This is a genomic window from Mesorhizobium dulcispinae (assembly GCF_033977345.1).
Lineage (GTDB): Bacteria > Pseudomonadota > Alphaproteobacteria > Rhizobiales > Rhizobiaceae > Mesorhizobium > Mesorhizobium dulcispinae.
Genome location: NZ_JAVIIY010000003.1, coordinates 257,798 through 272,894, shown reverse-complemented (window position 1 = coordinate 272,894; position 15,097 = coordinate 257,798). Strand labels below are relative to the sequence as shown.

Below are 15,097 nucleotides of genomic sequence, written 5' to 3'. Positions count from 1 at the left end.
TCGCCGGAGACAAGGCCTCCGCATATCAAGGAGTAGGAAAAATAAGGGAAAACAGAGGGATATCGCTATGATCGGCTTGCCGAACGGCTTTTGACTGTACAAGAAAGAGCTTGACGTCCCTCTTGAATTGGTAATACCAGATCAGGAAGCATAAAGCGGATCGAAAGTGAGGGCTGCGATCCATTTTTCCGGCAGGGCGAGGAGGCTCGAAACCGGAAAGTGCCGTCACGGGAGGAACTACCAGGGCCGACCAAGCTGCCGGCTCTCAATGACACGGTAGAATGCGCACAAGGGAGGAAAACTATGCGCAAGATAGTGACCAGCGTGCTTGCTGGTGTCGGCCTGGCGCTTGCCTGCGGGACGTCCGTCCACGCGCAGGACAAGGAGCTCACCATCTTCTGGGCGGAATGGGATCCCGCCAACTACCTGCAGGAACTCGTCAACGACTACACGGCCGAGACCGGCGTGAAGGTCACGGTGCAGACCACGCCGTGGCCCGACTTCCAGACCAAGGCCTTCACTGAATTCAACGCGCATGGCGACGCCTACGACATGGTCGTCGGTGACTCGCAATGGCTCGGCGCCGGTTCGACGCAGGGCCACTATGTCGACCTCACCGACTTCTTCAATCAGCACAAGCTGGGCGATGTGATGGCTCCGGCCACCATCAAGTATTACGCCGAATACCCCGGCGGTTCCGGCAAATACTGGGCGATCCCGCTGGAAGGCGATGCGATCGGATGGTCGTACCGCAAGGACTGGTTCGAGGACCCGAAGGAGAAGGAAGCCTTCAAGGCGAAGTACAACTACGACCTCGACGTGCCAAAGACCTATGCGCAGCTGCGCGATATAGCCGAGTTCTTCCACCGTCCGGACCAGAAGCGCTACGGCGTCGCCATCTACACCGACAATTCCTATGACGCGATGGCGATGGGCGTCGAAAGCGCCATCTTCAGCTACGGCGGCGATCTCGGCGACTACGCAACCTACAAGGTCGACGGCATCACCAATTCCAAGGAAGCCGCCGCCGGCCTCGACATGTACAAGGCGCTCTACAAGTTTACGCCTCCCGGCTGGGGCAAGACCTTCTTCGTGGAGGACAACCAGGCGATCACCGGCGGCCTCTCGGCGATGAGCATGAACTTCTTCGCCTTCTTCCCGCCGCTGGTGAACAAGGCCACCAACCCTTATGCCGACGTCACCGGCTTCTTCGCCAATCCGGCCGGTCCGGACGGCAAGCGCTTCGCCGCTCTCGGCGGCCAGGGCATCTCCGTCGTCTCGTACTCAAAGAACAAGGACGAGGCGATGAAGTTCCTGGAATGGTTCATCAAGGACGAGACTCAGAAGAAGTGGGCCGAGCTCGGTGGCTACACCTGCAGCCAGGCCGTGCTGAAGTCGGAAGCCTTCCAGAACGCCACGCCCTACAACAAAGCGTTCTACGACACGATGTTCATGGTCAAGGACTTCTGGGCAACGCCTGAATACGCCGAGGTGCTCGATCAGCTGAACCAGAACATCTATCCGTTCGTGGTCGGCGGGAAGGGCACCGCCCAGGAAGCGCTCGACAAGACCGCCGCCGACTGGAAGGCGACGTTCACCAAGTACAATCGCTACAAGTAAGCATCACAGTCAGAATGCCGGAGGAGGGTTTCCCCTCCGGCATTCCTGTTTTCAGGGAGACGATCTTTGGCTTCGGTAGCCCTTACCAATCTTGATCCTGCCTCCAGAGCCGCCGCGCGCGGCTGGTCGGATCTGACCATCCGCAACATGTTCATCATCCCGACGCTGGTTTTCCTGATCGTCTTCAACATCTTCCCGCTGATTTATTCGCTTGGCTATTCCTTCACGAATTTCGCGGCGAACCGGAGCGAACCCTGGCAGTTCGTCGGCTTGCAGAACTATCGTGAGCTACTCAGCGACGACCACATCTGGTCGAATTTCGTCATCACGGCGAAATACGTCATCGTATCCGTCGCCGGTCAGATGATCGTGGGCTTCGGCCTCGCGCTCCTGCTCAACCGCAGTTTTCCGATGAAGGGGCTGATCACCACGCTTTTGCTGTTGCCGATGATGATGTCGGCGGCTGTCGTCGGCCTGTTCTGGCAGCTGCTCTACAGCCCGTCCTGGGGCCCGATCAACTACGTCTTCGGCCTGGGCGATTTCGCCTGGCTTTCCAATCCCGACAGCGCGCTTTACGCCGTCGCGATCACCGACATCTGGATGTGGTCGCCCTTCGTCATGCTGCTTTCGCTCGCCGGCCTGTCGGCGGTGCCGCAGCATCTTTACGAGGCTGCCGCAATCGACCGCGCCAGCTGGTGGTACACATTTACCCGCATCACCCTGCCGCTGGTCTCGCCGATCCTTCTGATCGCGCTGATCTTCCGCACCATGGAAGCCTTCAAGACCTTCGACATCGCCTACACGATGACGACACAGCCGACCGCCGAACTGATTGCGATCCGCCTGTACAAGCAAGCGTTCCAGCAGTGGGACACCGGCAAGTCGTGCGCGCTGGCTTACATCGTGCTGATCATGGTGCTGGCCATAACCAACCTCTACGTGAAATATCTCAACAAGGTGAAGGAGCGCTGACAGATGGCCGCCGTCCGCACTTCTTCCGAGATCGCCCTCAACCGCGCCGCCATCGTCGCGGTGCTGATCGCGACACTCGTCTTCCTGGCGCCGATCTACTGGATCGCGTCCACCGCGTTCAAGCCGAAGGAATTGGCGGTCAGCGTGCCGCCCACTGTGCTGTTCCAGCCGGAGGTCACGCCGTTCGTCCGTCTGTTCACCAAACGCGTGCAGATGCAAAAAACCGTCGACCCGCAAGTTTATGAGGCCGCGCCCTGGTGGGAAAAGCGCATCTATGACGGGGGCGAGCGGGTCCTGAAGGTCGGCAAGGACGTGCAGCTTTCGCAGTATCCCGACCGGTTCATGAACAGCCTTATCGTAGCGGTCATCAGCACGGTGCTTGCGGTGGGCATGGGGACCTTCACAGCCTACGGCTTCTCGCGCTTCAAGATCGCGGGCGAGGCGGACCTTCTCTTCTTCATCCTGTCGACGCGCATGCTGCCGCCGGTGGTGGTGGCTATCCCGATGTTCCTGATGTACCGGGCGGTCGGCCTCAACGACTCGCATATTGGGCTGATCATCCTCTACGTCGCCTTCAACCTGTCCTTCTCGGTCTGGCTGATGAAGGGCTTCATGGACGAGATACCGAAGGAATATGAGGAGGCGGCGCTGGTCGACGGCTACACGCGCATGCAGGCCTTCTTCAAGATCGTGCTGCCGGAAGCGGCGACCGGCATCGCAGCCACCGCGGTGTTCTGCTTCATCACCGCCTGGAACGAGTACGCCTTCGCGCTGATCATGACGAACCGCCGCGCGCAGACGGCGCCGCCCTTCATTCCCAGCCAGATCGGTTCCGGCCTGCCGGACTGGACCACGATCGCGGCAGGCACCTTCCTGTTCCTGCTGCCGGTCGCGATCTTCACCTTCCTGCTGCGCAATCACCTGCTTCGCGGCGTGACCTTCGGAGCGATCCGCAAATGAGTTTCCGAGCCGTCAACGAGAAGTACCTTTTGCCGGCCTCGCAGATCCTCATGGTGCTGGGCATCGTCGCGCTCTGCCAGCCATGGAGCCTCAGCCTGCATTCCTATGGCGTGACGATCATCCTGATCGGACTGATCGGCTTCAACATCACCTCCAAGATTGCGCCGGAGCGCAGCGAGGAAACCGGCGCCGCGACGCATGGGGGGACTGGGCAGTGACGCAGATCGAACTTCGCGGCATCGAAAAATTCTTCGGTGCCGTCCAGGTCATTCACAATCTCAACCTCGCCATCGCCGACAACGAGTTCATCGTGCTGCTTGGCCAGTCGGGCTGCGGCAAGACGACGACGCTGCGCGCCATAGCCGGGCTCGAGACGATCGACCAGGGCGACATCCTGATCGATGGCAAGGCTGTGCAGCACCTCAAGGCCGCCGACCGCGATATCGCGATGGTGTTCCAGTCCTTCTCGCTCTACCCGCACATGACGGTGTTCGAGAACATCGCCTTTCCGTTGCGCGCAACGCGCATGAGCAGCGGTGAGGTCGACAAGGCGGTACGCGAGATCGCCCGGATCCTGCGCATCACCGATCTGCTCGACAAGAAGCCGTCGGCGCTCTCCGGCGGTGACATGCAGCGCGTGGCGATCGGCCGCGCGCTGGTGCGTCGCCCCAAGGCGATGCTGATGGACGAACCGATCGGGGCGCTGGACGCCAAGCTGCGCGAGGAGATGCGGGCAGAGATCAAGCGGCTGCACATCAAGCAGGGCTCGACCACGATCTACGTCACCCACGACCAGATCGAGGCGATGAGTTTGGCCGACCGCATCGTCATCATGCATGAAGGCTTCATCCAGCAGGTCGGCACGCCGGACGACGTCTATTCGCATCCGGCCAACCTTTTCGTTGCCCAGTTCGTGGGCAGTCCGGTGATGAACGTCGCGGAGGCCGGCGTCTCCGAGGAGGCCGGCGCCGCGCGCGTCACGATTGGGCAGGCGCAGGCGGGTTTCGAGTTCCCGCGCGAGCTGCTGTCCAAGCTCAACGGGCATTCCAACGGCGGCTTGACGCTCGGCATCCGTCCGGAGGGCGTGCTGGTCCGGCACGATGCCGCGCTCGGTTACATGCCGGTGGAGGCGCAGATCATCGAGCCGCTCGGTTCCTTCGATATAGTCGACCTCAAGGTCGGCTCCAAGATGCTGCGGGCCCGCACCAAGGCCGGCTACGTCTCTGGTCCTGGCGAGAAGGTCCATGCCCGTATCGATCCTGAGCAGGCGCATTTCTTCGACACGGCAAGCGGCAAGTCGCTTGGGGTGAGATTGTGATGGCCGAAGGACACGAAAGGCCAACGATTTGGCCTTTCGAACAATCGAACGCCCGGAGCCATAGCGGAGGGCTGACCGCCCTCGAAATAGAAATGAGACAGTAGACATGGCCCATATCGAGCTCAAGAACATCACCAAGAAGTTCGGCGGCCACACCGCGCTGACGGGCCTGAACCTGGACATCGCCGATGGCGAATTCTTCGTGCTGTTGGGCGAGACCGGCGCCGGTAAGACGACGACGCTGCGGCTGATCGCCGGTCTCGACAAGCCGACCGAGGGCCAGGTCTTCATCGACGGCGTCGATGTCGCCGGATGGGGTGCGGCCGAGCGCGACGTGGCGCTGGTGCTGCAGCAGTATTCGCTCTACCCGCGTTACACCGTGCGGCAGAACCTCGAGTTTCCTCTGAAGCCGAAGATCCGGCGCCTGCCCGATGCCGAGATCAAGGATCGCGTCGCGCGCGCCGCCCGCACACTCAGGATCGAGCACCTGCTCGACCGCAAGACCGACCGGCTTTCGGGCGGCGAGATGCAGCGCGTCTCGATCGGCCGGGCGATCGTGCGCAAGCCGCGCGTGTTCCTGATGGACGAGCCGCTGTCGGCGCTCGACGCGAAGCTACGCGAGGCGCTGCGCACGGAGTTGAAGAACCTGCAGATGCAGCTCGGCGCCACCTTCCTGTTCGTCACCCACGACCAGATCGAGGCGATGTCGATGGGCGACAAGGTCGGCGTGCTCAACCACGGCCGAATCGTCCAGACCGGCACGCCGCAGGAGATCTACAACAATCCGCGCGACACCTATGTCGCGAGCTTCGTCGGCTCGCCGCCGATGAACCTTATCGACGGCAGGCTGGTCGAAAACCGCGCGGTGATGGCGCCGATGAATTTCGAATTGCCGGTTACTGGGGGAGCCAAGACGGGCGGCGCGACCGACGGTCGCCCGCTCGTCTTCGGCATCCGTCCGGAGGACGTCTACCTGGAGAGCGGCGCGCCGGTCGAGGCGCAGGTCCACGACGTCGAGAACCACGGCGTGGAGAAGATCGTGACGCTGAGGGTCGGCGACGCGATGCTGAGGGCCACCGTGCCCGCCAGGACCGCCGTCGAGATCGAGCAGGCTGTGCGCTTCGCCTGGAATCCGGACAAGGTGGTGATGTTCGACAAAGGCAGCGGGGTGAGCCTGCGGCACTCCGGATAGGGCATGGCCCCGAAAATCAGAACGGTTTTTGACTTATGATGAACTCGACATAAGCCGATTTGATGCTGATTAACACACCAGCCGGACTACCACTGCGTTGGTACGGCTCGCGATGTCGTGATGACAAGCCGTGGAATAATTTGGCGGCTCCAGGCGTTCGGAATGGTAGACGGCGGGCATATGCGATGACGCCTGCCACCACGGGGCTAACCGTGCGAACCTTGGCTGCGACCGCTGTTGTCCTGCTAGCAATCATCGTCGGATTGGCAGGCTACACCTATGCCGGATTCTACAATGTTGCTGCCAGCGAGCAGGACGTGAACGTCATCCGTTGGTTGCTGGAGACAATCCGGAACAATTCCATTGAACGCCATGCTGGCCACAATGTCAGCCCGGGTCGATTGCTTGACGATCCGGAAATGATCCGCACAGGTGGCCATCACTACAAGGAGGAAGGCTGTGTCGCCTGTCACGGTGGCCCGGGAATTTCCCGGGCGGAGTTCGCCATGAACATGCAACCCCAGCCGCCGGATCTTAAAAGAGCAGCAACCACCTTAAATGATGCCGAGCTGTATTGGGTCCTCCAAAACGGCATAAAGATGACCGGGATGCCTGCGTTTGGTCCAACGCATAACCAGGAAGAGCTATGGGCGATGGTGGCCTTTGTTCGCCGTCTGCCGCAGATGTCGCTATCCGAATACGAGAAGATCACCGAAGCCTCCGAAGGTGGGGGGCATCATCAGGCTGAAGGTAAAGACCATGGATCGGCGGCGTCTGGCAAGTGAGGTGTGCAGGGATGGCGGATGGCCGTCGATCGCTGTCGGTCGTGGCGCCTGATCTTCGGTTGCCGCCGGCGGGGCGTGGCAAGCATGCGCACCTCGCGGGAGGTGATGAAGCGCCGATGATCAGAGCAGCCCGGCGTTCCTTTGGCTGACGAGCCTGCCTTTCGCCCGCGGAGATCCCGCCTGCCCGCCGCTCGGCTACTTCGGCAGATAGGTCTCATAGGGCGTATCGTTGATCAACAGGATCACGCATTCGGTGTCGGACAGGCAGGCATCGTCATGCATCTCGTCAGCTTTCTGGGTCCAATAGGAGCCCGGAGGCAGTTCGACCTTGGTCGCTTCGCCGCCTTGCATCTGCCAATGCGCCCAGAGCCCCTTGATGACGACGGCGCGATAGTCGGCGGTGTGGGCATGGACCGGCGCGCGCCAATTGCCGGGAACTTTCAGCAACGTGCCGGCCGGACCCTTGGCCCTCGAGCCCCATAGCGGGCCGAGGCGCTGCGGCTGGTCCGGCGCCTCGACGACATAAGGGATCTTGTCGGCCGGCAGGTAGCTGTCTTCGAGCGCGAATGCCCGTCCCGGAAGGACGGCCAGCGCGGCGAACGCAAGCGGCGCAAAATGATTGGCCATGGCGGTTTCCTCCGCCAAGAGCTTATGCCGTCTCGGTGGGCGAGGAATGGCCCTTCGTCCAAAAGACTTGGCAATTCCTCCAGCCTGGTGGCGGCGTGGCCGCGATGTCAGGGATGATCGTCGCCGTTGTTGCGCAGATGGCTCGGCGCGATGCCCATCACCCGCTTGAAGGCGCGGCTGAACGAAGCTTCCGAATCGTAGCCCAGTTTCGACGCCGCCACCGATACCCGCATGCCGTCGCGGGCGAGCCACTGCCGCGCCTGATGCATGCGCACGCGCAGCACATATTTGGCCGGCGTCTCGCCGACTACTGTGGCGAAGCGCTGCGCGAAGGCGGAGCGCGACGCTCCCATCATCTTCGCGAGCGCCTCCACCGTCCAGTCGCGATCGGGCTGCAGGTGAATGGCGGCGAGCACCTTGCCGACGTCCGGGTTGCGGACCGCGGCAATCCATCCGGTGGCGTCGCCGCAGCCATTCTCCACCCAGGAGCGGATGATCGTGGCGGCGAGCACGTCGGCAAGGCGGGCCAGAATCCCGCCGGAGCCGACCCGGTCCATCGTCACCTCGCCGGCCATGGCGTCGAGCAGGTGTTGGATGCCCGGCGCGTTCGCCATCAGCTTATGCGCCTGCATCAGGTCGGGCATCATGTCGAGCAGTGGATGCGAGCCGTCGAGGTTGAAATGCATGCTGCCGCAAAACAGCAGGGTCTTGCAGCCGTCGCAGCCGTTCGAGACGTCGTAGATATTCTCGCAGACCGGCTCGATGGTGTAGCGGCCGATCGGCACCGGAGGCACGCCCGGCGCGCTCGCCAGCACATGCTCGTCGCCGTGCGGGATCAAGAGCGCGTCGCCGACCGAGAGCTCGATCCATTCCTTGGCCGGCGAGAATAGCCAGCAGCCTTGCTGGCCGATGAAATGGAAGCGCGCCGCCTTCTGCGCGGGAAAGGAAACGGCCCAGGGCTCGCCCAGCACGCAGCGGCCGTAGTCCACGCCGTCGAGCCGCAGTCCACGCAGCATATCGGTCAGCGGGTCGCCGGACGCGGGCAATGTGGTTTTGGACGAATTGTAATTCATTTCGGCGTTTTTAGCATGGAAACTCCAGGCCGTCACTCCCTATGTTGCACTGCAGCCAAATGTTGCGGCGCAACCTTTCCGGAGATTTCCCATGACCGAACCCGCCACGGGCGTCATCGACGACGCCGTTCTTGACCGGATCGAACCCGAGGAACGAACCGAGCCCGTGTGGGGCGCGGTGGTCTCGCTGGCACTCGGCGTTTTCGGCCTGGTGACGGCCGAATTCCTGCCCGCCAGCCTGCTGACGCGGCTGGCGCAGGACCTCGGGGTCAGCGAAGGCGCCGCCGGCCAGGCGGTGACGGCGACGGCCGTTGTCGGCGCGATCGCCGCACCCACCATGGCCATCGTCACCAAGCGGTTGGACCGCAGGCTGGTCATGTGGCTGCTCACTGTGCTTCTGATCGTCTCCAACCTGCTCGCCGCCTTTGCCTCCTCGCTCACGATGCTGCTTCTGGCCCGCGTGGTTCTGGGCGTCGCCCTCGGCGGCTTCTGGTCGATGTCGGCCGCCATGGCGATGCGTCTGGTGCCGATGCGATTGATGCCGCGCGCCATGTCGATCATCTTGACCGGCGTCTCGGTGGCGACCGTGACGGCAGCTCCTGTCGGCGCCTATGTCGGCGACATCTGGGGCTGGCGCACGGCCTTCATGATCGCGGCGGTCGTCGGCGCGCTGACACTGCTTGTGCAGCTTGCCACCATTCCCAGCCTGCCGCCGACGGCCGTGGCGAGCTTCCGCACTTTGATCGAGGTGCTGAAGCGGCGAACGATCCGCATCGCCCTGCTGGTCGTGCTGCTCGTCGCCTCGGGGCAGTTCGCCGGCTTCACCTATGTGCGGCCGTTCCTGGAGACGGTGCCGGTGATGCCGATCGAGACCATTTCGCTGGTGCTGCTCGCCTACGGCATCGGCGGCTTCTTCGGCAATTTCGCCGGCGCCTTCCTCGCCGAGCGCAACCTGAAGCTTGCGGTGGGACTGGCGCCGCTGCTGATCGCCTTGTCGGCGCTCGCTATGCTCACGCTCGGCGCCTCGCCGGTGATTGCGGCCATCGCGGTCGCGGCCTGGGGCTTTGCCTTCGGCGCGGTGCCGGTCGGGCTGCAGACCTGGCTGGTGCGCGCCGCGCCCGACCAGGCCGAGAGCGCCGGCGGCCTGATGGTCGCGACCTTCCAGGTGGCGATCGCGCTGGGCGCGGTCTTCGGCGGCCTGCTGGTCGACCATGCCGGCGTGGCGAGCGCCTTCGCCTACGGCGCCGCGGCAACACTGCTCGCCGCGCTGGTGACCTTCGCGATGGGACCGAAGCAGCCTGAATAACCTTGGATATCAACAAGCCGGCCGATGTGGCCGGCTTGTTGGCGAAAGGGATGCGGTTCTGGTCTAGGCCGAGCGACCGTCGAACTCGAAGACCTGGACGGCGGCGAGGTCGACGTCTTCCAGGCAATTGATGTTGATATAGGCGCTGCGCTCGCCGCCCTGGCTGACGTCCTCGGCGAAGGGATGGATGCCGCAGGTCCGGCAGAAGCGATGCGCGATCGAGCCCTTGCCGAAGGTGTATTTGCCGAGGTCGTCGCCCCAGGCGACCAGCCGCATACTGCCATGCGGCACGGCCCACAGCAGCGCGCCCTTGCGCGCGCAGATCGAGCAATTGCAGCGCACCGCGCCGCCGAGCTCGCCTTCGACCTCGAAGGCCACCTTGCCGCAGTGGCAGCCGCCTTTATACAGCATTAGTCTCTTCCTATCGCTGGCAGGCTGCAAAGGTACGCTTGCCGGGTTATCCCTTTCGCAGGCCCAATCGGCCGATGCCTTTGTCCTGCGCAATTCCGGACGGAAAACCGCTACGCACTTTTCCTGGAATTGCTTTAAAGACGTTGCAAGCTTGCGGAGTCCGACATCGACATGCAATCCGTCCGCGACCGTCTCGAAATCATCCTGTTACGTCTTGCCAGTCGCGCCGCCGACGAGAAGGTCTTCACCAAGCTCTATCAGGAAGCGGCACGCGCGGCGGCGGATGTGGCCGACGCCCGCCGGAAGACCGGCGTGAGCCTTGGGCCTCTCGACGGCACGATCGTCTCGGTCAAGGATCTGTTCGATGTCGCCGGCGAGCCGACCAAAGCGGGCTCGCTGATGCTCGCCGGTGCTCAGCCTGCCGCGCAGGACGCGGCGATCGTGCGCCGGCTGCGCCAGGCAGGCGCCGTCATCCTCGGCAAGACCAACATGACCGAATTCGCCTTTACCGCGATCGGCGACAATCTGCATTACGGCACGCCGGGCAATGCCGCCGATGCAAGCCTGATCCCGGGCGGCTCGTCGTCCGGTGCCGGCGTCGCGGTGGGAGAGGGCACAAGCGAGATCTCGATCGGCTCGGACACCGGCGGCTCGGTGCGCATTCCGGCATCGCTCAACGGCGTCGTCGGCTTCAAGCCGACGGCGTGGCGCGTGCCTTTGGCCGGTGCCTTTCCCTTATCGGCGACGCTGGATTCGATCGGGCCGCTCGCCCGCAGCGTTGCCGACTGCGCGGTGACCGACGCGATCATGGCCGGCGAGGAGCCGGTTGCTCTCCAGCCGATCTCGCTCGCCGGGCTGCGCATCGGCATTCCGCGCGGCGTGCTCTTCGGTGAGACGCAGCCTGAGGTGTCCGATGCTTTCGACCGAAGTATTCGGGGAATGGAGCGGGCAGGCGCGGGCGTCGTCGATTTATCGATCGACGACCTGATTACCGAGATGCGCGCGGCGACCAGGCGCGCCTCGATCGCGTCGATGGAAGGAGCGGAGGTGCATGCCGACTGGCTGGCGACCGGCGCGTCGGTGCCGGTCGATCCGCATGTCAGCAGGCCGTTGTCGCGCGCGCTCGCCGTCACCGCTTCCGCCTACATCAGAACCATCCGCCGCCGGACCGAACTGGTCGCGGCCATGGAGGAACGACTGCAAGCGGTCGACGTGCTTGCGGTGCCGACCGTACCGATGGTCGCGCCATCGATTGCCGCCGTGGCCGGCGATGAAGCGCTTCGGGATCGAACGGAGGGCCTGCTCTTACGCAACACGCAAGTCGCCAACCAGTTCGATCTCTGCGCGATCTCGCTGCCGATGCCCGGCACGAGGCTGCCGACCGGGTTGATGCTGGTGGCGCGCAACGGCTACGACCGGCGTCTTTTCGGGATTGCCGCAGCGGTGGAGGCTTTGCTGAAAGGTTGAGGGCTTAGCGCGCCGAGCAGTGGCCTCGCTCGCTGTCCTTTGCTGCCCTCTCGATGCTCGTCGCGACCAGTGTCGGCAGGCTGTATTGCTTGCCGTTGAATGTATGCGGCCGGTTCTCGATCGTGCCGGTTACGACGATCTTGCCGGCATAGAGCTTGTCCGCGAGATCGAGCGCCTTGTCCTGCTGCGGCAGGCCATCGATGTCGACCGAGACGCCCTTGATGATTTTGCCGGAGGCGAGGTCAAGCGCGCTGTTCGAAGGGCAGGGGGCCATCACGCAGCGCAGGCCGTTGTCGCAGGGCACGTAGCTGCCCTGTCCGCCGGCGCGGGCCACAGCCCCAGCCAGGCAGAAGCCCGCGATCAGAAGGGCTTGCGCGACGCTTTTGGTCATCGCAGGAAGGTCGTCGTCAAATCCGGGAAAATTGAGGCGGGCGGCGAGCGTCAGTCCGCCGGAAAACGCCGGCGGTAGCGCTCGATCACTTCAGGGTTGCGCAAATTGACCGGCAGCTTGTCGGCAAGCACCAGCAAGGCCTCGCCGGCGGCGCCCACACCCATGCGCATCATGGATTCCTCGGTGATGCCGGCCATATGTGGGGTGACGATGACGTTGTCGAAGCCGAAATAGGGGTGGTTCGGCGGCAGCGGCTGGGTCGCGAAGACGTCGAGCGCCGCGCCGCCGATGCGGCCCTTCCGCAGGGCTTCGATCAGCGCCTCGTCGTCGACCACCGGCCCGCGCGAGACGTTGATCAAAAGCGCATTGGGTTTCATGCAGGCGATGCGCTCGCGGCTGATCAGGCCGCGCGTCTCCTCGGTCAGCGGGCAGCAGAGCACGATGATGTCGCTCTGCTCGACCAGCGCGTCGATCGACAGGAAGCCGACGCGCTCGGGTGCCGGGCGCAAGCTGCGCGTGGTCGCCACGACATTGAGGTCGAAACCGTGCGCAGCGATATGGCCGACGGCCTGGCCGACTGCGCCGAGACCGACAATGCCGATCGTCTTGCCGGCAAGCTCGCTGGTGGAATTGGCGTGCTCGCGCCCGGCAAGCCAGCCTTTGGCGCGCAGGTCACGATCCATCACACGAAAGCGCCGCAAAAGCGCCAGCGCCACGAACATCACATGCTCGGCGACCGAGCGGGCATTGACCGCCGGCACGTTCGCCACCAGCACGCCGGCGGCGGTGGCCGCCTCGACCGGGATCATGTCCAATCCTGCGCCATGGCGGATCGCAGCGCGCAAATTGTTGGCGCCATCGAAAAGTTCAGGCGGCAGGGGCGCTCGGACGATGACGATGTCGGCATCCCTGGCCTCAGTGATCAGCGTCCTGGCATCGAGGGCGGGCGCGATTGCGAGCCTCCCGGCGCCCGCCAGCATGGCCGTGGCGCGTGGGTGCAGCGGGTGCGTCGACAGGATCTTGCGCATAAAGCTCAGGCCTTTTCGAGCGCCGCGCTCTCCGGCTCCGTCCCCCGGCCTTCGATCAGGCCCTTCCAGTAGCTTTCGGCACCTTGCAGGTGGGCGCTCATCAGCGCCTGGGCGAGATTGCCGTCGCGGCGCAGCAGCGCCTCGTAGATCTGGATGTGTTCGGCGTGCGAACGCTTGCTGCGCTCCAGATCGTTGAAATAGATCGGCAGGCGCTGCTCGCCCATCAGGTAGTAGACGCTGCAGATGTTATGGAAGACGCCGTTCTTGGTCGCCCGCACGATCTCGAGGTGGAACTCGCGGTCTTCCTTGGCGAGGCCTTCACCGGCGGCAATGCGCTCCTCGGAGGCCTTCAGGATCTCGCGCAGCCGCTCGAAATTCTCTTCCGTTGCGCGCGAGCAGGCAAGCTCGGCCGCCTTGATCTCGTGGATCTTGCGCAGCTCGACCGTCTCATAGATCTGCACCGGATCGAGCGGCAGGCCCGCGCGGGCGAAAAGCGCCAGCGCTTCTACGCTCGCCTGCTTGGTGTCGATGTAGATGCCGGATTTGGCGCGGCGCTCGACGATGCGCATGGCTTCCAGGATCGCCAGCGCCTCGCGGATCTGGCCGCGGCTGACGCCGAAATGCTCCGCCAGCTCGCGCTCCGACGGCGTGCGGCCCGACTCCTTGTCCGAGTTGGAGAACAGATAGGCGGCGAGTTCCGCGAGAAGGTTCTTTTCTTTCATCGTCAAATGCGTAGCGCGTGCGCCTCCAGGAATCGCTCCGAAACGGTGAATCCCAATCCGGGCTTTTCAGGGATCGCTATCATACCGTCCTTTGCTTCGACAGTCTCCTCGACGAGATCGTGGATCATCGGATTGGCGCCCAGCGAATATTCGACGATGAAGCTCGAGGGCGAGGCCGCGCAGACATGCAAGCCGGCGAAGAAGCAGGGCGCGCCGGCCCACAGATGCGGCGCGAAGCGCAGGTTGAAGGCGCTGGCGATGGTGCCGATCCTCACCGCCTCGCTGATGCCGCCGCAGAAGGCGGGATCGGGCTGGAAGATGTCGGCTGATTTCAATACCGCGAGATCGCGGAAGGCATAGCGCGTCGCCTCGCTCTCGCCGGTGGCGATTGGTGTGGAGCCCGAAGCGCGCACCTCGGCCATGCCGGGCTTGTCGTCGGCGATCACCGGTTCCTCGAACCAGGCGAGATCGAGATCGGCGGTGAGGCTGATGAAGCGCTTTGCCTCTGCCACGGTGTAGGTGCCGTGCGCGTCGACCATCAGATCGACGTCGGGGCCGATCGCTTCTCTCGCGACGCGCACGCGCGCGGCCGAGATATGCGGCGCGCCGTCCATGGCGCCGACGCGCATCTTCAGCGCCTTGAAGCCGCCCCTGGCGATGTAGGACTTGAGCTGTTCGCCGATGGTATCGGCCGCGGCCCAGCCGCCCGAGGCATAGGCCTGCATGCGCTCGACCTTGCGCCCGCCGAGCAGCCGCCAGACCGGCTGCCCCAGCGACTTGCCGAGAATGTCCCAGAGCGCGATGTCGACGGCGCTGATCGCCGCCACGCTCATGCCGCGCCGCGCCAGCTGCGGCATGGCATGGCCGGCATGGGCTGCCGTGTGGTGGCGCACGCCGTTGTAGAGCATCTCCCAGATGATGCCGATATCGGCCGGATCGCGGCCGATGAGCTGCGGCGCGATCTCGTGGTTCAGCATGTGGACCAGCGCGCCGTAACTGCCGGCGCTGCCGGCGGCATTCTTGCCCTCGCCCCAGCCGACCAGGCCGTCGTCTGTTTCGATGCGCAGAATGGCGGCGTCGAACGTCGTCACCTGACCGAAGTCGCTGCGATGCTGCTTCGCGACTTCGATCGGTATGCGGACCCACCAGGCCTGGACGCTTTTAATACGCATCTTCATCCCCGGCCCCGCCGCCCGGCGAGGGCGGAAGGGCTAAGCTTCGATCG

General features: G+C 63.9%; 16 protein-coding genes. 9 read left to right on the top strand and 7 right to left on the bottom strand.

All coding sequences use genetic code 11. The annotated features are described in order from the left end of the window. Positions 1-303: 303 nt before the first annotated feature. From RFN30_RS09230 to RFN30_RS09200, 7 genes are all read left to right on the top strand, one after another. Positions 304-1,620, top strand: coding sequence for an ABC transporter substrate-binding protein (locus RFN30_RS09230; RefSeq protein WP_320261782.1), 1,317 nt, complete (start codon positions 304-306; stop codon positions 1,618-1,620). 66 nt (positions 1,621-1,686) lie between these two features. After that, positions 1,687-2,592, top strand: coding sequence for a carbohydrate ABC transporter permease (locus tag RFN30_RS09225; protein WP_095780122.1), 906 nt, complete (start codon positions 1,687-1,689; stop codon positions 2,590-2,592). A 3-nt stretch (positions 2,593-2,595) separates the two neighbouring features. Next, positions 2,596-3,552 (top strand): carbohydrate ABC transporter permease, encoded by a 957-nt coding sequence (locus tag RFN30_RS09220; protein ID WP_320261781.1) that lies wholly within the window; start codon positions 2,596-2,598, stop codon positions 3,550-3,552. After that, positions 3,549-3,770, top strand: coding sequence for a hypothetical protein (locus RFN30_RS09215; protein ID WP_320261780.1), 222 nt, complete (start codon positions 3,549-3,551; stop codon positions 3,768-3,770). Before RFN30_RS09220 ends, RFN30_RS09215 begins: the two co-directional genes overlap by 4 nt. Then, a complete protein-coding gene (locus tag RFN30_RS09210; protein ID WP_320261779.1) occupies positions 3,767-4,870 on the top strand; it encodes an ABC transporter ATP-binding protein in 1,104 nt (367 codons plus the stop codon). The genes RFN30_RS09215 and RFN30_RS09210 overlap by 4 nt, the downstream gene beginning before the upstream one ends. A 106-nt stretch (positions 4,871-4,976) precedes the next feature. Beyond that, positions 4,977-6,062, top strand: coding sequence for an ABC transporter ATP-binding protein (locus tag RFN30_RS09205; protein WP_320261778.1), 1,086 nt, complete (start codon positions 4,977-4,979; stop codon positions 6,060-6,062). 185 nt (positions 6,063-6,247) lie between these two features. Beyond that, entirely contained in the window at positions 6,248-6,847 is a 600-nt protein-coding gene (locus RFN30_RS09200; RefSeq protein WP_320261777.1) for a c-type cytochrome, read from the top strand. A gap of 195 nt (positions 6,848-7,042) precedes the next feature. Here RFN30_RS09200 and RFN30_RS09195 read toward each other — a convergent pair whose 3' ends face one another. Next, complete coding sequence (locus RFN30_RS09195; RefSeq protein ID WP_320261776.1) at positions 7,043-7,474, bottom strand: DUF4437 domain-containing protein; 432 nt, start codon at positions 7,472-7,474, stop codon at positions 7,043-7,045. A gap of 107 nt (positions 7,475-7,581) precedes the next feature. Beyond that, entirely contained in the window at positions 7,582-8,547 is a 966-nt protein-coding gene (locus tag RFN30_RS09190) for an AraC family transcriptional regulator (RefSeq protein WP_320261775.1), read from the bottom strand. A 91-nt stretch (positions 8,548-8,638) separates the two neighbouring features. Between RFN30_RS09190 and RFN30_RS09185 the strand changes: the two genes are divergently transcribed. After that, positions 8,639-9,853 (top strand): MFS transporter, encoded by a 1,215-nt coding sequence (locus RFN30_RS09185; RefSeq protein WP_320261774.1) that lies wholly within the window; start codon positions 8,639-8,641, stop codon positions 9,851-9,853. A gap of 63 nt (positions 9,854-9,916) precedes the next feature. On the opposite strand, the gene RFN30_RS09180 is transcribed toward RFN30_RS09185, so the two are convergent. Then, positions 9,917-10,264 (bottom strand): GFA family protein, encoded by a 348-nt coding sequence (locus tag RFN30_RS09180; protein ID WP_320261773.1) that lies wholly within the window; start codon positions 10,262-10,264, stop codon positions 9,917-9,919. A 171-nt stretch (positions 10,265-10,435) separates the two neighbouring features. On the opposite strand from RFN30_RS09180, the gene RFN30_RS09175 reads away from it, so the two are divergent. Next, positions 10,436-11,731, top strand: a complete 1,296-nt coding sequence (locus RFN30_RS09175) for an amidase (RefSeq protein WP_320261772.1) — start codon at positions 10,436-10,438, stop codon at positions 11,729-11,731. A 4-nt stretch (positions 11,732-11,735) separates the two neighbouring features. Here the strand turns inward: RFN30_RS09175 and RFN30_RS09170 are convergent, their stop codons facing one another. From RFN30_RS09170 to RFN30_RS09155, 4 genes are read right to left on the bottom strand one after another with little or no spacing between them, the layout of a single operon-like run. Continuing rightward, complete coding sequence (locus tag RFN30_RS09170; protein ID WP_320261771.1) at positions 11,736-12,122, bottom strand: hypothetical protein; 387 nt, start codon at positions 12,120-12,122, stop codon at positions 11,736-11,738. 50 nt (positions 12,123-12,172) lie between these two features. Continuing rightward, entirely contained in the window at positions 12,173-13,150 is a 978-nt protein-coding gene (locus RFN30_RS09165) for a hydroxyacid dehydrogenase (RefSeq protein ID WP_320261770.1), read from the bottom strand. Positions 13,151-13,155: 5 nt separating this feature from the next. Further along, positions 13,156-13,872 (bottom strand): FadR/GntR family transcriptional regulator, encoded by a 717-nt coding sequence (locus RFN30_RS09160; RefSeq protein ID WP_320261769.1) that lies wholly within the window; start codon positions 13,870-13,872, stop codon positions 13,156-13,158. A 2-nt stretch (positions 13,873-13,874) separates the two neighbouring features. After that, on the bottom strand, positions 13,875-15,044 hold the full coding sequence (locus RFN30_RS09155) for a mandelate racemase/muconate lactonizing enzyme family protein (RefSeq protein ID WP_320262074.1): 1,170 nt from the start codon (positions 15,042-15,044) through the stop codon (positions 13,875-13,877). Between the last annotated feature and the right edge of the window lie 53 nt (positions 15,045-15,097).